Genomic DNA, 20,745 nt, shown 5'->3' on the forward strand with positions numbered 1-20,745 from the left:
CTCTTTCTTTATTTCTTACAGCAGTAGTGTATCCCCTTATACTGCTCATACGGATGATCGAGATCCAGAAACGCCGCATCGTGGTGGCCTTTCTGCTGTTCTTTCGGCGGCAGTTTCATATAATCGCCGAACGCCATGCGCAAATATGTGTCATATCCGACCGGAATCGGCAGGCGCTCGTTCTCGAACGGAACCTCAATCGCCGATGCAAAAATCTTTTTCGGATATTTCCGGAGAATCGCCTGCGGTGCGCACATCTCGGTGATGCCGTCCACCCGTGGGCTGTCGATATCAAATTTTGTAATATAGTTCTCTGCCTGCTTCCAGATCCGGTACCGCATCTTCTGCGTCGGAGCCAGCGCCAGCAGAATCGTTCCCAGGTAATGCATAAACGCGCCGTGGCGTTCTTTGGTCGGAATAACCTGCGTGCAGAAGAGCTGGAAAATCTTTCCCTCGATCACCTGCCATTTCCGCGCAAGGTTTCCCGGTGCATAGCCCTCGATCGGGAGAATATCAAGCGCAACGCCGTGGCAGAGATCCATATCGACCTGCTCCTTTTTCACCTGCGTGGTGCGGCTGTCGCGGATGTTTGCAAACGTGTGCGCATTGCAGAAACCCTCTTTCGGGTACTCGAGCTTGTAGATTTTACTCTCCTCCTGCGTATCCCAGATTTTCAGGAACTTCTCGTAATCTTTCCGCGGCATGAAAAAGTCGAGATCATCGTCCCACGGAATAAAGCCGCCGTGGCGGATTGCACCGATACAGCCGCCGCCGCAGAGATAACAGGTCAGATGATTTCTCTGGCACCAGTGGTAAAACATAACGGCCATTTCCAGATTTTTTTCCTGCAGCCGGCGCAGAATTTCGTCCTCGGTATTAAACATCTTTTTTCTCCTCTTCCTTTGCGTTCAGGCTGATCGTCTGTCCTTCCTCGAGCCCTTCTGTGCTCTCCTTTGTGAAGACAATCTTAAAGGTTGCAAGAATCAGCTTCAGATCCTCTAAAATCGAATAGCTTTCTATGTACATCAGATCCAGCTTCAACTTGTCGTATGCGGTCGTGTTGTACTTTCCGTAAATCTGGGCGTAGCCGGTAAGGCCTGCCTTTACTTTCAGACGGTAAGCAAACTCCGGAATCGATTCCTCATATTCCTTTGCAATCTCCGGCCGCTCCGGGCGCGGTCCGACGACGCTCATATCGCCCTTGAAAATGTTCAGAAGCTGCGGCAGCTCATCAATTCTCGTCGCGCGGATCACCTTCCCGACCGGCGTAATGCGGCTGTCGTTCTTCGTTGCCAGGCGGGCTACGCCGTCTTTTTCGGCATCCACGATCATGCTTCGGAATTTGTAGACATAGAATTCTTTTCCGCCGATCGTGAGACGTTTCTGTTTAAAGAACACCGGGCCATGGTCATACAGCTTGATGCAGAGCGCTGCGATCAGCATAATCGGCGACGTGATCACAAGAAGAATCGTCGATACGAGCAGATCCAGCAGGCGCTTGCAGAATCTCTGATCAAACGAAAGACCACTGTTTCGCGCGAGCAGAAGCGGTGTATCGAAAATATGGAGCGCTTCCGCTTTCCGTACCATAATATCCGACAGCTTCGGCGTCAGATAGACACGGATTTCTTTCGCATAGCAATATTTCAGCAGACGGTTGCGCAGCTCCGAATGAAGATCGCCCAGGATCACACCCTCCTGACCGTATGTGTCAATCTGGCGGCAGAGCTCTTTCTCTCCCACTTCCGTGCTCACCTTATGTGCTACAATATACTTGTCCGGCCGCTGGTTCATCTTCAGCTCCAGGCTTTCCATCGGGTATTCACCGTAAATCAGAAGCACCTCTCTTGGCGGAAAGAGACGCGCAAACGTCTTCTCAAAAAGCCAGGATACAATGCCTGCCAGCGCAAAGTCCACGAGTGTCATGCCGACCATCGGCAGAATGTACGGCAGGTGGCGCCACAGCAGGATAATCTGCAGATACATCAGCGCATTGGCACAGAATGCCGTCATCATCTGGGAATAGATGATGCTGCTTCCCTTCATGTAGCCGATCTTCATGCCGCCGTAAATGTACATGAAAACCAGAAGAAAAATGCCGTAGATCACGACGATAATCTGATTTCCCTTATCCCAGAACGGCTCCAGCCACAAGTGGCTCGCATAGTATCTGTCCCAGAACACAGAAAAAACAGCGCATTCCAGAAGCACAATCGCCGCGACCGCCAGGACACGCATCAGATGTTTGTACTGTTCCCTGTTTTTATAGTTCATCAATCTCTTCCTCTCTTTTTGCCCTTACCGTAATACTTCCGCACACCGTTTACGGCATAGCACGCAAAACAGTACAGGGAGCGGAACGTTCCCATTCCCAGCTCGCGGTAAACACGGTAAGTCATTCCTGCAGAATGCAGTTTATTCCCCGATTTTCCTGTGCTGGACAGCCGGTATTTCAGCAAAGGCTCATCCACACCGCAGGCTGTCCCGTATTTTTTCAGGATCCGCAGCCAGTCCAGATAATCCTCGTGGCACTCGTCCTTTTCCATCGGGAATTCCAGCAGAACGCTTCTTTTGGCCAGTACCGACGAGCAGCCGATCACGTTGCCGCGCAGCAGCATTTTGTAGGTGATCCGCTCCGGGACAGAAAAAATCTTCTGCTTTTCCGGTTCCTGATCGTAAATCAGCTCCCGACCCGTACAGCAGAGCACATCACCGGTCTTTGCAAGGGCTTTTTCCTGCTTTTCCAGTTTTTCGGGATCCCAGTAATCATCCGCGTCCAGAAAGGCAATGTAATCGCCCTTTGCGAGCTGTACACCGCGGTTTCTGGATGCGGACGCTCCTTTGTTTGTCTCATTCCGGATATACCGTACCCGGTCATTTTCTCCGTAACGCCCCATCTTTTCCAGCGTATCGTCCGTGGAATGGTCGTCGATCACCAGGATTTCCAGCGGGGTTTTTGTTGTCTGGCAAAGGACTGAGTCGATTGCCTGAAACAGTGTTTCTGCACCGTTGTACGAAGGGATTACTACTGAAATCATGTATTTTCCTCTCTTACTTTGTCTGCTGCATCTGTTTTTTTAATTTTCCAGCAGCAAACCTCCTACTTTTATAGCATATCTGCACGGGCTTGTCAATTTTACGCCGGGATCTGCTGGTTTTTCTTTCTTACATGTAATTCTATGTGAGCTTTAAAAACGCCAGTAAATAGAACAGAATTCCTCCGAACAGTGCTCCGTTTCCGCCGTTTTTCTGCCCCGTCTTTTTTCCGATGGCAGTTCCGGCATACATCGCCGCCATTCCGACCGCGAAGGAGGCAAAAAAGATCTGTCCTCCTGTCACCGGAAGATCCGCGGCAAAGACACCGGAGACAATTCCATCCACCGACATCGAAACCGCCAGCAGGCCAAATTCCAGTGGGTGGAGCTGTTTTTCCAGATGTTCCAGTCTTGCTTCTGGTTTTCCCTGCTTTTTTCTTCTGCGTTTTCTCAGTTCTTCGAAAATTTTCAGCGTTCCCATAAGAAAAAAGCAGCCCGCACCCACTCTGGTTCCCCATTCCGGTCCTGCGGACTGCAGAAATCTTTTTCCAAACTGCGCGGAAGCAACCAGGGCAGCACTGCAAAACAGATTCAGCAGCGCCGTCATTCCGGGTGAAATTCTCGTATTGCTGCTTCCATATCCGATGCTTACTGCAAAGTTATCGGCTGAGAGCGCCGCAGCAAGCAGAAGCAATTCTACCATATGACACGCTCCGTCATTTCTCACTTTACAGTATTCGTCTGTTTTTCAAACCGTGCATCCCGGGAAGGCAGTTCTTTTTCTTATTCCACTGCTTTCCGGAATTCCCGGATTTTTTCTCCGAAGTGCGATACATCGGTGCAGAAAATGCTCGAAGTTCCCGCCACAAAAATGCTGGCTCCAAAGGAACGCAGCGTCGCGCCGTGCTCCTTCGTAATGTTTCCGTCCACTTCTAAAATGATGTCCTCCCGGTGCATCTCCTGCAGAAATTTCTGCAGCTTTTCCGCCTTGCGCAGCGTACTCGGCACAATTTTCTGTCCGGCAAAGCCCGGATTCACCATCAGAAGATTGACGCCGTCGATATAATCAAGCACTTCCTCGATCTGCCCGATCGGTGTCGCCGGGTTGATCGCGAGGAACCGCTTGCAGCCGTACGGCACGAGGTAATCGAGCGCGCGCTGCACCTGGAAAGTGCTCTCATAATGAATCGTCACGATGTCCTCTTTGTAAATGCCGATCCACGGCAGCTTGTACTCCGGGTCTTTAATCATCAGATGAAGATCGAGCGGAATACTCGTCAGTTCCCGCAGTCCGCGGATGTAGTCGACGCCAAGGCCGAAGTTCGGAACGAACTCGCCGTCCATCACATCAATATGGAGATATTCGACTTTTTCTTTTTCAAATACATCGATCGTCGCCTGCAGATCCACAAGGTTTGAGCACATCATGGATGCCGATATCTGACTTTTTCTCATATTTTTCTACTCCCATGAAACCATTACTTTGCAGTATGGCTCTTTATGATTTTTCATCAGTTCCAGTCCGTCCATCAGCTTTTCGGACGGGAAACAGTGCGTGATCAGCGCCTGTGCCGGGATTTTCTTCTTCGAAAGCGCATCGAGTGCCTCCGTCCAGTCGCAGGCTTCATCTTTTTCATAAGAAGAATTCCACGTTCCCATCAGGTTCAGCTGTTTGCGCAGGATGCGCCAGTACACGTTCTTTTCCATCGCAAGATCGCCCGATGGATTTCCCATCAGCACGATGCTTCCGCCCGGTCTTGCAAGAAGAACTGCACTGGAAACGGCCTGCGGCGTTCCGACCGCTTCTACTACAACATCCGCCTGAATCGCTTTACTCTCCTCTTCCGTCACATATGAGATGCCCGGGATCTGTTCTGCGATCGCACGTTTTGCTTCGCCCCGTCCAATCACAAAAACGGTTTCGGCGCCGAGCGCTTTCGCCCACGCTGCCGCTGCAAAACCGATCATGCCCGTTCCGATCACTGCTGCGGTATCGCCCGGCTTCACACCGCTTCGTTTCACCGCATGAAGCGCCACAGAGAGCGGCTCCAGCATTGCTGCCTCGCGGAAGCTGACGTTTTCCGGCAGCTCCATCAGGTTCCAGTCCGGCACGGCCACGTATTCCGCAAAGCCGCCGTCCCGGCGCGAGCCGAGGTAATCGTAGTGTTCGCACATCTCATATTTTTTCTGCCGGCACTGCGGGCAGGTGCGGCATGGGATCAGCGGGAAAATGCCGACCCGTTTTCCAACTCGCTCTTCCGGCACACCCTCGCCGTATGCGGCAACCACGCCTGAAAACTCGTGACCCGGAATCGTTGGAAAATGGTATGTTCCGTTTGTGAAAATCCGCGGAATATCGGAGCTGCAGATTCCTGATGCCTTTACCTGCACCAGAACCCAGCCGGATGGGATTTCCGGTTTTTCGATGTCTTCCCTTCTTAAATCATTGACTCCATGCAGCTCGTATGCTCTCATTTCGTTTCTCCTTCCACAATCGTACAGAAACGCTCCAGGTCGCTCCTTGTTGTAATCTTAAAGTTCCGCTCATCCCCTGGGATCATCGCCACATCCATTCCATGGCGGTAGGCAATTTCACTCGTTCCCCTTGTGAGGGACAGCTCCTCTTTCGATGCTTCCCGGTTGATCTTCGCGTACGGATGCAGCCGGAAGGCTTCCGGCGCCTGACCGGCAAACAGCGTGCTGCGCTCCAGCAGATGGTCAATTTTCGTTCCATCGCTGCTCTGATAGATCGTGTCCTTCATCGGCAGCACCGGCATACAGCCCTCATGATCGGCAAGCGCCGCAAGGCAGTCGCCAATCAGCTGTTCGCTCACCAGAGGCCGCACGCCGTCGTGGATGATCACACCGTCGTTCTCCGATACGGAATCCTCCATGCAGACGGTAAGGCCATTATGAATGGATTCCTGCCGCGTATCCCCGGCATCCGCAAAGGCGAGAAATTTCGTAATCCCGTCTTCTTCCATCCATCCGCGGATCTTCTCTCTCCAGGCATCTGCCGCCACGATGACGATTTTCTCAACGGCACTGCTTTTCTGAAACTGCTCCAGCGTATACAGCAGAATCGGTTTCTTTTCCACTTCCAAATACTGCTTCGGAAAATCCCCCATCTGCATTCTCGTTCCGATTCCCCCCGATAGTATGATTGCGTAATTCATCTTAAGCCTTTCCTTTGCTCTTTTTACTCTCTTTTTTTCGCTCTTCTTCCAGCTCTTTTAAAAAGTCTCCCAGTTCTCCGGAGGCGTTCTCCAGCAGGTACGACTTCGTTTTCTGTTCTTTCTCCAGATAGTTTTCCCGGATCTGGCCGTTTGTATGTTCAATCTCTGTGCGCAGATCCCGTGCGGAGAGACGATGCGCGCCCGCTCCCATAATGATGATCTGCTCGAGACCGTCCGAGGAAGCCACCGTTACGTTGCCGTTGTGGCCGATCCTGTGAACCGTTTTCTCGATGTACTGGTCAGCCGTCTCCGCCTCTTTCGTATAAACGACATGAATATTATGGTACATGCCGACCTCACCCTGGTTGCCTTTTACTTTGTAGGCATCAAAGACAAGAATCAGCGTCATTTTTTTATATCCCTGATAATTTGACAGGATGTCCATCAGCTTTCCTCTGGCGCTCTCAATATTATACTTCGCCAGCTCATTTAAATCATCCCATGCAAAAATAATGTTATAGCCGTCCACCAGCAGATATTCCTCCTGCGGCTCCTTCGGGCGGTTTGATTTTGCATATTTGGGATCCCCGATGCCGGATGACGAGGTGACCGGATGTGTCCGCCGCTCGAAACCGGCGCGCTTCCGCTCCACTTTGCCGTATGTCCTCGTAAAGATTTCTTCCAGCTCCTCTGCCTCCTGCAGGGAAGCTGCCATCGGCACGCGGTCGGATGCTTTTTTTGCTTTCTGCACAGAGGATGCTCCGCCGCTCCGGTCTGCCGCAGATTCGGCTGAACCGCTTTCTTCTTCCGGATTTTCCAGCGTGTATTCCAGATGCATATGGTCTTCCACTTCATTCCATGGAACGACAAAGCCTGCCCCGTGGGCACAGAACACAGAACCCGTCGGATTTTCCACATCCGCCTCGGAATCGTAGCCGATGGAGGCAATCACTTCCTCCGCGTTGTGACACGGCTCATATCCTTTTAAGGTACAGAACACTCTTCCGCGTCCCCGGCTGTAAGCAGTCACTTCTTTCTGATAATCCCGCATCGTCACAACCGGTGCGGTTCCGGTGATCACTGTCATATCGCCTTCCATTTCCGGCGGTTCAAAGCTGCCGTACATCCGCTGGATATCGTTCAGCGCCCGTCCCGTCGATTCCGACGGAATTTCCAGACGGAACGCATAGACCGGCTCCAGCAGAACGGATTCTGCTTTTTTCAGCCCCTGCCGCACCGCACGGTACGTCGCCTGGCGGAAGTCGCCGCCCTCGGTGTGCTTAATGTGCGCACGGCCCTTGACCAGCGTGATTTTCATATCGGTAATCTCCGACCCGGTCAGCACGCCGGGATGCTTCCGCTCCAGCAGATGTGTGAGGATCAGACGCTGCCAGTTGCGGTCCAGGGTGTCCTCGCTGCAGACGGTTCCAATCTGCAGTCCGCTGCCCGGTTCTGCCGGCTCCAGCAGCAAATGAACTTCCGCATAATGGCGCAGCGGCTCGAAATGGCCGACACCCTCCACGGTACTGCGGATCGTCTCTTTGTATACAATATTTCCGGCTCCGAATTCCACCCATTCGCCGAAACGCTCGTGGATCAGACTCTTTAAGATCTCGATCTGCACCTCACCCATGACCTGCGCATGGATTTCCGCGAGGCGCTCATTCCAGACAATGTGGAGCTCCGGGATTTCTTCTTCTAACTGGCGCAGTTTTCCAAGCATCTGATGGACATCGCAGTCCGGCGGAAGCTCGATGCGGTACGTCAGCACCGGCTCCAGCACCGGTTTTTCCGCCTCGGTTTCGTTGCCGATGCCCTGACCGGAGAAAGTGCTGTTCAGTCCCGTTACGGCACAGATCGTCCCCGCCGGTGCTTCCTGTACCACCGTATAGCCCGCACCGGAATAAATACGGATCTGGTCTGCCTTTTCTTCGCCGAGCATCTGCTTCACCTTCAGCACGCCGCCCGTGATTTTCAGATGCGTCAGACGGTTTCCTGCCGTGTCCCTTGAAATCTTAAAAACGCGCGCGCCAAAATCCCCGCCGTACTCCGGCGTTTTTGTAAACCGGTCCAGAATTTTCAGAAATTTCGTCACGCCCTCCATCTTGAGTGCAGAGCCAAAGCAGCACGGAAAAACCTTCCGCTCTGCGATCATCGTGCGGATCTGGTCTTCTTCCACGCTTCCCATTTCCAGATACTGCTCCAGCACGTCCTCATCACACATGGCGAGTTCTTCCAGCAATTCTGCGTTCTGGAGATCCTGCGAGAAATTCAGGCAGTGCTCTGAGAGACGGCTCTGCAGTTCTTCCAGCAGTTTTTCCGCATCCGTGCCTGGCTGATCCATCTTGTTGATAAAGAGAAAGACCGGGATCTCATACCGTGCGAGCAGCCGCCACAGGGTTTCCACATGCCCCTGCACGCCGTCCGCACCGCTGATCAGAAGAACCGCATAGTCCATGACCTGTAAAGTGCGCTCCATCTCCGCCGAGAAATCCACATGGCCCGGCGTGTCAAGGAGTGTGACCTCCGTCTCGTTCAGCTTCAGCACGGCCTGTTTGGAAAAGATCGTGATGCCCCTTGCTTTTTCCAGTTCCTCCGTGTCCAGAAAGGCGTCCTTGTGATCCACTCTTCCGGCTTTCCGGATCTGGCCTGTTTTATATAAAATTCCCTCTGCCAGCGTCGTCTTTCCCGCATCGACATGCGCTAAAATGCCTACCGCCAGTTTTTTGGTTTTTTCCATTTTGTTTCATCCTGTCTGTATGATTCATATTTTTCAGGCCCCCTCATCCCCTGCGGCCCGACTCACTGCTTATTGTACCACAAAACCTCTCATTGCGGAACCCCGGAGTGAAACGCAAAAAATCTCAAAGCGGCTTTTTCTCCTGCTTTGAGATTTTTTATGCTATGTTCTGTTTTATCTCTCCCCCGCCATCGGCTGCCGATCTGCAATTTTCAGGAAAACAAATCCCAGTGCAAAGAAAATCGCCAGGCATGCAACCGCCACGTTGATCGTTCCGCCTGCCAGTTTTACAGCTGCAATAACTGCAGAACCGAGGAACGATGGTTACTCTGTCTTCCAACGTCATATCCGTTTCTTTTAAAAGTTCATTTGCAAGAAGTGTACCGTACTCTGCATGATGGGCAACCTGCATACAGTGTTTCTGCGAATGATCCGTATATCCCAGCTGTCCCAGGTTTTCGTTTCCTTTTTCAGATATGCGCTGCATCCATTCCAGACTCCAGCCTAACCGCTGTATTTTTGCTGTTCCTGCCATTTCTTTCAGAATATTTTTTACTACAATCACGATCGTAGCACATTTGTATTTTAACTGCTATCCTGTTCCTATAAGGTCTATATCAAATGATTGTTAAATTTTTTATATTTTTGATGCAGTCAGGCGGGGTTCTGTTACAGCAGAAAAGCACTGCAAATACAGATGGATGTATTTACAGTGCTTATTTTGAGATTATTTTTGTTTTTTAATTCTGTGCGTCTTCGTATTCTTTTACTTTTTCTTCATACTGCTCCTGGCTCTCGATCGTATGTTTTACAATATGACCGTGCTCTTTCTGCTTATGTGCCAGATCCCGGCCAGGACGCGGTGCATATTCGTCTTCCGGGATTTCGAGTGCATTGGCGGTGGCGTGAATGATACCGTTGCTGCTGTAGGTGGCACCGCTCAAGGCGTCGATGTTAAGGCTCTGTTCTTCTTTCATCTGCCCTATCACGTAAGGCGCTGCACGGAAAAAGTATTCCTCGGTGTCGCAGTAGGAAAGGATGGAGATGTCGGTCACTTTCTGGTTTTCTACCGTTACCTGCACTTCGACATCCCCGCGGAAGGCATCGGCGGTACCCGTGCAGATGCCGTCTTTCAGGTCGTGGAAACGGCCGGCGTCCAGGAATGCCTGTTTTTCTTCCGTTGTATCCGTCGATTCAGATGCTGTATTTTCCTGTACAGTATTCTCATCTCCGGCGGCTTCTTTTAACGCATTTTGAGTGGCCTCAATCAACCCTTTACTGCTGTAGGTGGCGCCGGAAACGGTATCTATCTCCTCGGCACTCTGTTTTTTCATGATTTCCGAAAAGATTCCTGACTTTGCTCTGTCCAGATATGTCTGATCATCCTCGGCGTTCTCTATCGTCAGTCCGGTTATCGTTCCCTGTTCCACTTTTACGGAAACGGTCACGGTTCCGCGGTAGCCTTCTCCACTTCCGGAATAAGTGCCGTCCTGGAATCTGCTGTCCAGATTTTGTTCTGCCGTATCAATGGCCGCATCACCTGCTGTCTTACCAACGGAACCGCTCTCGCTCCGGATCAGGAACTGTGACGCTGCAATCGTAAGGCAGGTCACCCCGACACCGATCCACACGCTGTATCGGTACTTCCAGTGTGCATTGTTCTTCAGACATCCGTTTATACATCCCCCGCATCCAATACACTCGCCGCCTGCCGTCTGCTCTTTTTCTGTCAGATCAATTCCCATGGTACATTTTGCAGTACAGAGACGGCAGTTTCCGCATTTGCTCCGCGGTTTTACAATTTTTAACAGAGTACATCTGGAAATCAGGCTGTAGATGGCTCCCATGGGACAGAGATACCGGCAGAAAAAGCGCTGGATTAAGACGGATCCGACGAAAATCACCAGAATCAGCGCACCGCCAATCGAAAACATCGGCTTCACACCCGGCCAGTGTCCGATGGAACTGTACTGTCCAAATACCTGCCACGGCCCTGCGATGTTCCATTTTATCATACCGCTCCATACGAAGACTGCCCAGAACAGGAGCACACCATATTTGATCCAGCCTGTTGGAACATTTCTTCCACTCTTCTTTGAATTTGAATGCAGGTTTTTCGCACCTGCTTTTCGAAACCGCTTTTTCAGCTTATTTCCTGCAAACCACAGAAAATCCTGCACAGCCCCGAAGCTGCAGAAATATCCGCAGAAAAACCGTCCCACAATAATCACCGCCGGAACCGTCGCCAGCAGCATCCATACCGAATACCTGATCCGTTCCCACGAAACCGTCCCCTGATAAACTGCGGAAATAATCGTCCCAACCGCAGAAAACTGCGCCTCAAACAAGCCCGGGATCAGCAGGAAAGAAAGGATCTGAATCACTGCTTTCGGCCAGTTTCTTTTGTCTTGTTTTTTCAAATTTGTTCCTCTTTTCTTATGTTTAACGTTTCATCTCCATTACCGGACCATTCGATTTATGTTCCTGGATTAATTCACAAATCTCCGAAAGATTCATTGCCGAGAAATCTCCGGGGACGGTATCCTTCAGGGCACTTACTGCATTTCCGATGGATACTGCCTGTGACAGTAAAAAACCCTCATAAATCGTGTATTTTCTGCACATTTATGAGGGTTTTATATTTTTGCGTTATTTTTACAAATTCACAGTTGAATTATGCGTTCATCTGTTTAGCAACTTCCTCAGCAAAGTTCTCTTCTTTCTTCTCGATTCCTTCACCGGTCTCGAAACGAACGAAACCTTTTACTGCTACGGTTGCGTTGTTTGCTTTAGCAACCTGTGCTACGTACTGAGCTACGGACTGTTTTCCGTCTTCTGCTTTTACGTATACCTGGTCAAGCAGGCAGATCTCTTTGAGCTCTTTGTTGATACGGCCCTGGATCATTCCCTGGATAACTTTTTCCGGTTTCTGAGACTCTTTCGGGTCGTTCTGAATCTGAGCCATGAGGATTTCTTTCTCATGTGCGATGTAATCAGCGCTTACTTCGTCGCGGTTTGTGTACTGCGGACGAAGAGCTGCAATCTGCATTGCAACGTTTTTAGCCATCTCTTTGAGGTCATCGTTTACAACATCTGTCTCAACGTCAACCAGAACACCGATTTTACCGCCCATATGAGTATAAGAAGCAACGAAACCGTTCTCCTCTTTTACCTGCTGGAAACGACGGATGTTCATGTTCTCGCCGATGGTAGCGATCTGATGAGCCAGCTCTTCGCCAACGGTCTCGTTGGTATCGAATTTCCAAGGCTCTGCCAGGAATCCTTCTACGTCTGCTGCAGTTGTATCCATAGCCTGCTCTGCAACCTGTGCTACATAGCCACGGAATTTCTCGTTCTTTGCAACGAAGTCTGTCTCAGCGTTTACTTCTACAGCGACAGCTTTCTTTCCATCCTCGGATACGTTCAGCATAACGATACCCTCAGCTGCGATTCTGCCAGCTTTTTTCTGAGCAGTAGCAAGTCCTTTTTCTCTCAGGAACTCCATTGCTTTGTCCATATCACCTTCGGTAGCTGTAAGAGCTTTCTTGCAGTCCATCATACCAGCACCGCTTACTTCTCTTAACTCTTTTACCATTGCTGCTGTAATAGCCATTGTTTTATTCCTCCGTATACGTGATTCAGCAGACTGCATCTTCATGCCGGTCTGCTATTGTGAGATTCGCCGAAGGGAACCTGAATTTCAAGTTCCCCCCAGTTCATTACTTCGCGTAAATTATTCAGCGTCTGTCTCTGCTGCTTCTTCGTATGCAGCTTCCTCAGCCTCGCCCTGTTTTGCCTCGATAACTGCGTCTGCCATTTTGGAAACGATCAGTTTTACGGCACGGATAGCGTCGTCATTACCCGGAATTACATAGTCAAGCTCTTCCGGATCGCAGTTGGTATCGCAGATACCGATCAGCGGAATTCCCAGTGTATGAGCTTCCTGTACGCAGATTCTCTCTTTTTTCGGATCTACTACGAAGATAGCGTCCGGCAGTCTCTTCATTTCTTTGATACCGCCAAGGTTTTTCTGCAGTTTTGCAAGCTCTTTCTTTAACTCAATGACTTCTTTTTTCGGAAGAACTTCGAAGGTGCCATCCTGCTCCATGGTCTCGATTGCTTTCAGTCTTGCAATACGGCTCTGGATGGTTTTGAAGTTGGTCAGCATACCGCCGAGCCATCTCTCGTTTACATAGTACATTCCGCAGCGCTCTGCCTCAACAGCGATAGCGTCCTGAGCCTGTTTTTTGGTTCCTACGAAAAGGATTGTGCCGCCGTCTGCTGCGATGTCTGCAACAGCTTTGTATGCGTCATCTACCATTCCTACAGATTTCTGCAGGTCGATGATGTAGATACCATTACGCTCTGTGTAGATGTACGGAGCCATTTTAGGATTCCATCTTCTTGTCTGATGTCCGAAATGAACACCGGCTTCCAGTAACTGTTTCATTGAAATTACGCTCATTGTTTTATCTCCTTATGGTTTTATTCTTCCCCATGTTTTTTCACCTTGGAACCTGTTTTTCAAAAAACAGGCACCATCCTTGGTACCGCATGGGTGCTTATTGTGCAACAGTAAGATTGTATCACAGAGTTTTTTTCATGACAAGCATTTTTTTCGCGGATTCTGCGGTTTTTTTCTGTTATTTTTGTGTTTTTCCCTGTTTATCCTTTAAAAACAGATACCAGAACGTTCCGGCGCAGATTACCGCTTCCAAAAAGATGAACATCCATGCACCTGCCGGCGCTTTTTGGGTCATCCAGGATACGAACTGGCTCCGGTAAAGTCCCCAGATATTTTCTGCCATGTGCGCAAGAACCGGGGCAAGGAGTGTTCCGCACCGCTCATAAATAAGGATCAAAAGCACACTTACCACGGCTGCATAGACAAACTGCGTCACATTGCCGTGATATGCACCGAACAGCAGACATGATGCTGCGATGCCCCAGCCGGTTCCCCAGAAATCTTTTGCCCTGCGGTAAATCATGCCGCGGAAAACAATTTCCTCTGCGGCCGCGCTCAGCACACCGACGGACAGGATCAGAAGCAGCGGGTTCTGTCCTTCATAAATCTTTGATGCCATGTCCTGATATCCGGAAAAGATTCTGGTAAAGCCGGTCACGTTCATTACAGTATTCAGGAGATGGCCGAAGGTCATAACCAGCAGAATACAGGCGGCTGCCTCTGCCGCACTCCACCGTTTTTCCGGTTTCGGGAACATGCCTTCATCTTTTTTGTACTGTTTCCAGAGAACCGGGATCGCCGCCAGACTGCCGATTGCTGATGCAAGAACGGATGTCGCGTGCATACGCTCTTCCAGATAACCGCCGGTCGTAAACGTCATCAGGATCAGCGCCAGAAGTACGGTTGCTCCGATCAGAAACAGTTCGTACGTCAGAAGCGGTTTTAAAAGACGCCATAGCTTCCGCTGGATAGGAATTACGATTTCCTCCGTTTTTGGCTCTGTTTTCGCTGTCCTTTTTTCTTTTATATTCTCTGCTTTTTTCTCTTTCGGCGCAAAGATTCCTGTTCCACTTTCTCCTCTTGTCAGCCACGGGATACGCTCCGGCTTCATTTTTTTGATGCGGTCGCGTCTTTTCTTCTCTTCTTTCGGATCCTCCGCCAGCAGTTTCAGTTCTTCCGGTGTATCACATACCTTTGCGGCACCTGCTGCCTCGAGTTCTTCTCTTCCGCCGTACCCATACGATACGCCGACACAGAGCAGTCCGTTTTCTCTTGCCCCGATTACGTCATAGCTTCTGTCACCAACCATCACCACGTCGGAACGGCTGTCTTCTGCTCCGAGTCGGCGCAGCGTCTCTGCGATGACTTCTCCTTTGTCGGTTCTGGTTTCGTTCATTTCTGAACCGGTTACTACGGTAAAATACTTTCTGATTTCGAAATGCTCCAGGATCTGCTCCACGTATTTTTCCGGTTTGGACGATGCTACCGCCAGAATTTTTCCCTTCTCTTTCAGATACGCCAGAACCTCCGGGATTCCCTCGTATACTTCATTTTCAAAAATGCCCTCTGCCTCGTACCGCTCCCGGTATTTTGTGATGGCCTGCTGTGCTTCTTCGCAGCCAAGGCCTGCAAAATTCATGAAAGATTCCAGAAGCGGCGGTCCCACGTAACAGTTCAGTTTTTCCAGATCCGGCTCTTCGATGCCAAAGGATGCCAGCGCATACTGTACGCATCTTGTAATTCCAGGACCGGAATCGGTCAGGGTTCCGTCCAGATCAAATAATATCATATCTGACATACTCTTATTTCCTCTTTTACTTTTTTATCGTATGACATGTCTTTTATTCTAGCATATCGAAATTAGAAATACAAACAAAACCGGATCAGGCTATTTTCTGCAGAGTGCACGCAGATAGCGGGTGGTCTGATTCTGAATTTCGGCAATGGCACGAATCAGGTTCCAGAGGCGCCTTAAGGACTGCAAGAGGCGGGTTCCTTTTGGTTTCTGGCTGGTTCTTTGGCTGACAAGTGTGGAAGTTTTTGGTTTCACGTTGACTTCCCACGGTTTCATGGTTCGTACAATGCCGTCTGCGCCACGCACTTTTACAGTGATGCGGTTGTAGCCTTCGGAAAGGCTCTCGGCTTTCAGACAGATTTTGTTTTCTTTCCATTCGTATTCGGCTTCGGAGCCATTTACCATGCAGGAAAGAATTTCAGCCGTGTCGGCGGCTCCCTCGAGCAGAATTTCCGGGGTATAACCGGGATCTATTTCGACGCTGGTGTCGGCCGGGCGGATAATCAGGGGGTTCGGCACTTCGAAATCTTCGTCTGCTATCTGTGATAATATGAAATCGGCGATGATCTGCGGCCGTATTTGAGATGGCTCCTCCCCGGCACTCTCAGATGGAGTTTCGGCAGGCGGAGGACTGCTTTCTTCTGTTTGTAGCGGAGTATCATCTGGATCTTGGGTCACCTCCTCGGGCGTGGCTGCAGCAACGGGCAGCTGTTCGTCTGTTTTGAGTTCTTCTTTCTCCGGAGACGATTGCCCGGGCTCCGTTTGTTCCTGCTTTTCTGTGTTTGACTTTCCGGCATCTGGCATTACGGTAGGCTCCTCTTTTTCTGGTGCTTTTGTTTCCGAGGTTTGATTTTCTGACTCTTTTTCGGTTGACGGAGATTCCTGCTTCGTTTCTTCCATATCAGGCTTTTCCGGTTCCGAATCTTCTGGCATCAAATTTTCCGTTCCGGATTTTTCTGAACCTGCATCTTCATAATCTGGTTTTTCTGTGTCCATTTCTCCAAAATCCGTTCTCTCCGAATCTGACTCTTCTGTCTCTGATTCTTTTGTATCTGTTTCTTCCCACCTTTCCGCTGGTTCTTTCTCCGGATCCGGAATTACCGTCGGGGGAAGCATTTTTTCTTCTTCTGTCTCTTTCTTTCCGGTCTCTGCCGGATCTGTTTTCTCTTCCGGCGGCTCTGGTTCCTGCTCTGGTTTCTCTTCTATAGGCGGTTCTTCTTCTGACTTTTCGTCCGGCAGCAGTTCCTCCGGTCCGGCTTTCCCGTCTGCATCTGTCACATCACTGTTCTCGATGATTTCAGCTTCTAATTCCACGCTTTCCACCGCACTTGCGGCCTCGCCTGTCGTCTGCTGTGTCTCCGCGTGGACTTCGATTCCCTGGACGGCCAGGAATCCTGTCATCATTGCGCATATGGTCTTTTTTCTCATCCTGCTTCCTCCCATCTTTTTCTGATCTGCTGATAAAAAATGTCCTCCTCCATTCCCGGAATTTCTGCTGCCTCGTTGAGGTACTGTTCTGTTTTTTCCTGCATGTCGAACTGAAGTGCCAGCTCTGCGGCCCTGAGCAGATTTTTCCGCCGGTTTCCATCCTGTCTGCTGCACAGAAGCCGTTCGTAATAGAGAAAGCTCTCCTGGCACCAGTCCTGTTCTCTTTCCCCATCCCCAGATTTTCCGCCAAGATAGCACGCATCCGCCAGTCTCTGCCAGATAACCGCCTCCCACTTCCCCTCCATATTCTCGCCTGCGGCCTTTTCCAGCACTTCGATTCCTTTCCGCATGGCGTCTATGTCATTTTCACGCGCCAGTTCTTCGGAAAAACTGAAATACATTCCTGCAACAGCAAGATATCTGCGGCAGCGTTTTTCTTTTTCCGGCTCCTGCTGCGTGTCATCATAAAATTCAGCCAGCAATGGCTCCATCTGCATTTTTTCCCTTGCCGCATCATCCGCCAGACAGTATTCCACAAGTTCCTGCTCCACACGCCCCGCCTGACTGAGATGGTCTGCCTTTAAGAACGCTTCCCGCGCTTTCTGGTAGTTCGGCAGACTGCCTTCTTCCACCGGATTTCCGCAGAACCAGAGATCGCCCTGCTCCTCCCATTCGTCTGCCGCCGGAAACTGACCCCATGGCATCCTGCTGGCAACTGCAGCCGCTCCTCCTGTCAGAAAAGCAAAAACTGCAAAGATCCGCAGAGTCTTCCTGCCTTTTTGCTTTCTTTCCAGCCGCCGCAGTGCCTTTTTGACTTCTCTGGCAGACGCATACCGCTCCTCCGGCTTTTTCTGCATACACTTTTCCATCACCCGCCAGAGTCCTCTTTTCTGCCGCTTTTTCGCATGCTTCGCCATTGCCGCAAGCAGTGCGCCGAGTGCATAAAGATCGGAACGGGCGTCACACTTCCCGTTATACTGCTCCGGCGCTGCATAACCGCGGGTTCCATAACGGACTTCCACACCCGTTTCTTCTGTTCCGGCTGCACCGAAATCCACAAGGTATATTTCACCACGCTCTGTTATCATCACGTTGTCCGGCTTCAGATCCCGGTAGAAAACCGGCGGGTTCTGTGCATGGAGATAACAGAGAATCCCGCTCAGGGCAATTCCCGTTTTCAGAATTTCCCGGCTGGAAAACCGTTCTCCCTTACGCATACGCTGTCCGATAGATTTTCCGTTTACAGCTTCCATCACCAGAAAGCTTTTTGTCCCACTTTCCAGAAGTTCCACCGCACAGGGAATCCCGGGATATGAAAACTTCTGTAAAAGAAACGCTTCCCGGCGCAGTTTTTCCCTGTCACATATACTTACCTTGACTGCATACCGCTTTCCGGATCCAGTTTTCTCTGCAAGATAAACGACAGACGTTGCCCCTCTTCCGAGCACTGACAGCAGGCGATACTTCCCGCCCGGAAGTTCTACTTTTCCAATGATCCCGCCTCCTCTTTTTACGTCAAAGTGTTTGTCAGTCCGATATTCTGTTTTTGTACATGGATATAAATTGAGCCGAATGGCTCTTCGATAGAGTAATATAGAATCGATTTTTCAGGACAAATGTCCAAGCGGATGAAAAATCGTGATGTAAGTATAACACAACAGCCGCCGTTTCTGCAAGAACTACAGAAGCCGACGGCTGCCAAAAAAATCGCCTGTTTTTTATCTATTTTTTCCCTCTTGACGAATCTTACATCCGTTCCGGTGCCGAGAATCCCAGCAGGTCGATGCAGGTCTCAAGTACCTCGCGGACAAGATCCAGCAGTGCCAGGTAAGATGCTTTTCTTGCCTCATCCTGCTCACTTAAGATCTTGGTCTCGTGGTAGAAATGGTTGAACTCGTTTGCAAGCTCGTAGATATAAGCACAGATCTTATGCGGTGCTTTCTCCTCGAATGCGTTCTCCACAACGCCGTTGAAACGGGATACGGAAAGCATCAGAGCTTTCTCGCTGTCGCTCTTCGGTGCCAGAAGTGCGCCTTTCTTCAGTTCATTTCCCTCTTCTTTATATTTTCCGAGGATGGATTTTGTACGAACGATCGTGTACAGGATGTACGGACCGGTGTTTCCCTCGAAGGAAGTAAATCTCTCAACATCGAATACATAATCTTTCGATGCCTGGTTGGACAGGTCACCGTATTTAATAGCAGACAGTCCGACAATCTGTGCCGTTCCTCTTGCATCCGTATCTTTTACGCTGCGGTTCTCCACGATCTTCTGATACATCTCATCGTTGATCTCGCCGATCAGACGCTCCAGACGCATAACGCCGCCCTCACGGGTCTTGAACGGTTTTCCGTCTTTTCCGTTCATGGTACCAAAGCCGATAAAGGAAAGAACGGTATCATCATTCACCAGTTTTGCTTTTCTTGCACAGCGGAAACACTGTACGAAGTGAAGCTCCTGACGTTTGTCTGCCAGATAGCAGATCTCGTCCGGCTTGTACAGTTTCATACGCTGGATGATGGTTGCCAGGTCTGTCGTATCATACAGAGCTGCTCCATCGGATTTTAAGATCATGCACGGCGGGATCTCTTTTGTGTCTGTCTCTTCTTTGACATCAACAACGAGTGCGCCCTGGTCATAATGTGCATAACCATTGTCTTTCAGGTAATCTACCATGTCCGGAATGTACTCCTGTGCATCGGACTCACCCATCCACAGATCGAAATGAACGTCGAGGTTTCCATAGTTCTTTTTCAGATCGGCAACAGAAACGTTCATAATGTGTTTCCAGATCGCACGATATCCTCTTCTGCCCTGCTGCAGCTCTCTCGTTGCCTCGAGTGCACGTTTCTTATAGTCCTCGTCCTCTTTTGATTTGCCGCTTGCGCAAGGATAAATCTCCTCGAGCTCGCTGATCGTAAACGGTGCTTCCTCCGGGTACTCTCCCGTAAAGGACTCATCAAAATAAACAAGCTCCGGATGGCGCTCCTGCAGCTCGGTGATGATCAGTCCCATCTGCAGACCCCAGTCTCCAAGATGAACGTCACCGATCATGTTGTGGCCCATGAAGCGTCCCATACGCTTGATGCTCTCGCCGATGATCGCAGAACGGAGATGGCCGACGTGAAGCGGTTTTGCCACGTTTGCTCCGCCGTAATCTACGATGATGGTTTTCGGATTTTTTGCTTTCTCTACAGAAAGATCTTCATCGTTCTGCATTTTGGAAAGATAATCTGCCAGAAATTCCGGGTTGATTTTCAGGTTGATGAATCCCGGTTTTACGGCTTCAATTTCACCGATCACGCTGTGATCGGTCACTTTTTCTACAACTGCTTCAGCCAGCTGGATCGGTGCTTTGTGGTATGCTTTTGCAGCTGCCATTGCGCCGTTGCACTGGTATTCGCACAGATCCGGGCGGTTGGAAACGGAAACCCTTGCATAGGACGGGTCCATCTCCGCAGCGGTAAAGGCTTTTACCAGCTCTTCCTGGATAAGATCGATCAGTTTTTTCATAATGTTTCCCTCATTTTCTTCTTTACTGCAGAATCATCTGTTCTGCGTTTTGTTTCCGCGCGCTGCGCCGGGCTTCTTCCTCTTCTTTGATGCCGCTTTTCTGATAACAGTACTGGATGATATCTCTTCTTCGGATGATGCCGATGAAGATTCCCTCGTCATCCACAACTGGAACGAAATTCTGCCGCATGGACATCTCGATCAGGTCCTCGATGTTGCTGTTGATGTTGACGGATTCATAATTCCACCGTTTCGGAACCTGCCAGAGCGGGATATCCTCTGCTTCATGGTAATTCAGAAGATACCGTTCTTTTATGATGCGGAGCAGATCTCCTTCCGTCAGTGTTCCCACATAGCAGCCCTTTTTGTTCAGTACCGGAACCGCCGTGTATTTATGATATTCGATCTTCTCGATGGCCTGCCGAAGTGAGCAGTCGTCATACAGATAAGCCGTTTCACTTTTCGGTGTGATAAAAAACAAAATATTCATTCGCGTATACTCCTTTTCGTTGGTCATACTCTTGTTTGATTATACCATAAACGAATGTGAAATGTCTTTGAATCTTTCTTATATTTTCATAAACATACCGAAT

The 20,745-nt window shown here is 50.0% G+C and carries 17 protein-coding genes; all 17 read right to left on the reverse strand.

The features are described 5' to 3' along the window. Positions 1-8: 8 nt before the first annotated feature. The 17 genes from DXD02_RS04830 to DXD02_RS04915 all read right to left on the reverse strand — a co-directional run bounded on the left by DXD02_RS04830 (position 9) and on the right by DXD02_RS04915 (position 20,642). Complete coding sequence (locus tag DXD02_RS04830) at positions 9-884, reverse strand: LicD family protein (protein WP_055219421.1); 876 nt, start codon at positions 882-884, stop codon at positions 9-11. Then, positions 877-2,274 carry a sugar transferase gene (locus DXD02_RS04835; protein WP_117801720.1) on the reverse strand — a complete coding sequence of 466 codons (1,398 nt, stop codon included), beginning with the start codon at positions 2,272-2,274 and terminating at the stop codon, positions 877-879. Before DXD02_RS04835 ends, DXD02_RS04830 begins: the two co-directional genes overlap by 8 nt. Then, entirely contained in the window at positions 2,274-3,038 is a 765-nt protein-coding gene (locus tag DXD02_RS04840; protein WP_118666460.1) for a glycosyltransferase family 2 protein, read from the reverse strand. The genes DXD02_RS04835 and DXD02_RS04840 overlap by 1 nt, the downstream gene beginning before the upstream one ends. Positions 3,039-3,177: 139 nt before the next feature. Then, positions 3,178-3,738, reverse strand: a complete 561-nt coding sequence (locus DXD02_RS04845) for a manganese efflux pump (RefSeq protein ID WP_055219426.1) — start codon at positions 3,736-3,738, stop codon at positions 3,178-3,180. A gap of 80 nt (positions 3,739-3,818) precedes the next feature. Next, positions 3,819-4,490, reverse strand: coding sequence for a ribulose-phosphate 3-epimerase (locus DXD02_RS04850; RefSeq protein WP_117801721.1), 672 nt, complete (start codon positions 4,488-4,490; stop codon positions 3,819-3,821). A 6-nt stretch (positions 4,491-4,496) separates the two neighbouring features. Beyond that, complete coding sequence (locus DXD02_RS04855; protein ID WP_055219428.1) at positions 4,497-5,510, reverse strand: galactitol-1-phosphate 5-dehydrogenase; 1,014 nt, start codon at positions 5,508-5,510, stop codon at positions 4,497-4,499. Continuing rightward, positions 5,507-6,211, reverse strand: coding sequence for an IspD/TarI family cytidylyltransferase (locus DXD02_RS04860; RefSeq protein ID WP_055219430.1), 705 nt, complete (start codon positions 6,209-6,211; stop codon positions 5,507-5,509). Before DXD02_RS04860 ends, DXD02_RS04855 begins: the two co-directional genes overlap by 4 nt. Position 6,212: 1 nt before the next feature. Beyond that, positions 6,213-8,951 carry a translation factor GTPase family protein gene (locus DXD02_RS04865; RefSeq protein ID WP_118666461.1) on the reverse strand — a complete coding sequence of 913 codons (2,739 nt, stop codon included), beginning with the start codon at positions 8,949-8,951 and terminating at the stop codon, positions 6,213-6,215. Between the two features lie 157 nt (positions 8,952-9,108). Then, positions 9,109-9,516: a hypothetical protein gene (locus DXD02_RS15725; RefSeq protein ID WP_242998498.1), complete on the reverse strand. Its 408-nt coding sequence runs from the start codon at positions 9,514-9,516 to the stop codon at positions 9,109-9,111. 175 nt (positions 9,517-9,691) lie between these two features. Continuing rightward, positions 9,692-11,371 (reverse strand): FMN-binding protein, encoded by a 1,680-nt coding sequence (locus DXD02_RS04875; RefSeq protein ID WP_118666462.1) that lies wholly within the window; start codon positions 11,369-11,371, stop codon positions 9,692-9,694. 254 nt (positions 11,372-11,625) lie between these two features. Continuing rightward, the gene (gene tsf, locus DXD02_RS04885; RefSeq protein WP_022461153.1) at positions 11,626-12,564 is read right to left on the reverse strand and encodes a translation elongation factor Ts; all 939 of its coding nucleotides are present in this window, start codon (positions 12,562-12,564) and stop codon (positions 11,626-11,628) included. Between the two features lie 120 nt (positions 12,565-12,684). Then, positions 12,685-13,416, reverse strand: coding sequence for a 30S ribosomal protein S2 (rpsB, locus tag DXD02_RS04890; protein ID WP_022461152.1), 732 nt, complete (start codon positions 13,414-13,416; stop codon positions 12,685-12,687). 178 nt (positions 13,417-13,594) lie between these two features. Further along, the gene (locus DXD02_RS16045; protein WP_117801725.1) at positions 13,595-15,214 is read right to left on the reverse strand and encodes an HAD hydrolase-like protein; all 1,620 of its coding nucleotides are present in this window, start codon (positions 15,212-15,214) and stop codon (positions 13,595-13,597) included. Between the two features lie 90 nt (positions 15,215-15,304). Then, complete coding sequence (locus DXD02_RS04900) at positions 15,305-16,639, reverse strand: hypothetical protein (RefSeq protein WP_118666463.1); 1,335 nt, start codon at positions 16,637-16,639, stop codon at positions 15,305-15,307. Further along, positions 16,636-18,243: a serine/threonine protein kinase gene (locus DXD02_RS04905; RefSeq protein ID WP_117804371.1), complete on the reverse strand. Its 1,608-nt coding sequence runs from the start codon at positions 18,241-18,243 to the stop codon at positions 16,636-16,638. The genes DXD02_RS04900 and DXD02_RS04905 overlap by 4 nt, the downstream gene beginning before the upstream one ends. A gap of 142 nt (positions 18,244-18,385) precedes the next feature. Then, positions 18,386-20,152, reverse strand: coding sequence for an arginine--tRNA ligase (gene argS, locus DXD02_RS04910; RefSeq protein ID WP_022461148.1), 1,767 nt, complete (start codon positions 20,150-20,152; stop codon positions 18,386-18,388). A gap of 22 nt (positions 20,153-20,174) precedes the next feature. After that, a complete protein-coding gene (locus DXD02_RS04915; RefSeq protein ID WP_022461147.1) occupies positions 20,175-20,642 on the reverse strand; it encodes a CBS domain-containing protein in 468 nt (155 codons plus the stop codon). Positions 20,643-20,745: the final 103 nt, after the last annotated feature.

The organism is Blautia sp. TF10-30, assembly GCF_003481245.1.
In the GTDB taxonomy this organism is placed as follows: Bacteria; Bacillota; Clostridia; order Lachnospirales; family Lachnospiraceae; genus Fusicatenibacter; species Fusicatenibacter saccharivorans.

Excerpts from the sequence above, each read along its gene's own strand:
- DXD02_RS04845 (WP_055219426.1), bottom strand. The coding sequence starts at position 3,738 with ATGGTAGAATTGCTTCTGCTTGCTGCGGCGCTCTCAGCCGATAACTTT.
- DXD02_RS04850 (WP_117801721.1), bottom strand. The coding sequence starts at position 4,490 with ATGAGAAAAAGTCAGATATCGGCATCCATGATGTGCTCAAACCTTGTG.
- DXD02_RS16045 (WP_117801725.1), bottom strand. The coding sequence starts at position 15,214 with ATGTCAGATATGATATTATTTGATCTGGACGGAACCCTGACCGATTCC.
- tsf (WP_022461153.1), bottom strand. The coding sequence starts at position 12,564 with ATGGCTATTACAGCAGCAATGGTAAAAGAGTTAAGAGAAGTAAGCGGT.
- DXD02_RS04915 (WP_022461147.1), bottom strand. The coding sequence starts at position 20,642 with ATGAATATTTTGTTTTTTATCACACCGAAAAGTGAAACGGCTTATCTG.
- DXD02_RS04900 (WP_118666463.1), bottom strand. The coding sequence starts at position 16,639 with ATGAGAAAAAAGACCATATGCGCAATGATGACAGGATTCCTGGCCGTC.
- DXD02_RS04855 (WP_055219428.1), bottom strand. The coding sequence starts at position 5,510 with ATGAGAGCATACGAGCTGCATGGAGTCAATGATTTAAGAAGGGAAGAC.
- DXD02_RS04860 (WP_055219430.1), bottom strand. The coding sequence starts at position 6,211 with ATGAATTACGCAATCATACTATCGGGGGGAATCGGAACGAGAATGCAG.
- DXD02_RS04835 (WP_117801720.1), bottom strand. The coding sequence starts at position 2,274 with ATGAACTATAAAAACAGGGAACAGTACAAACATCTGATGCGTGTCCTG.
- argS (WP_022461148.1), bottom strand. The coding sequence starts at position 20,152 with ATGAAAAAACTGATCGATCTTATCCAGGAAGAGCTGGTAAAAGCCTTT.
- rpsB (WP_022461152.1), bottom strand. The coding sequence starts at position 13,416 with ATGAGCGTAATTTCAATGAAACAGTTACTGGAAGCCGGTGTTCATTTC.
- DXD02_RS04830 (WP_055219421.1), bottom strand. The coding sequence starts at position 884 with ATGTTTAATACCGAGGACGAAATTCTGCGCCGGCTGCAGGAAAAAAAT.
- DXD02_RS04840 (WP_118666460.1), bottom strand. The coding sequence starts at position 3,038 with ATGATTTCAGTAGTAATCCCTTCGTACAACGGTGCAGAAACACTGTTT.
- DXD02_RS04865 (WP_118666461.1), bottom strand. The coding sequence starts at position 8,951 with ATGGAAAAAACCAAAAAACTGGCGGTAGGCATTTTAGCGCATGTCGAT.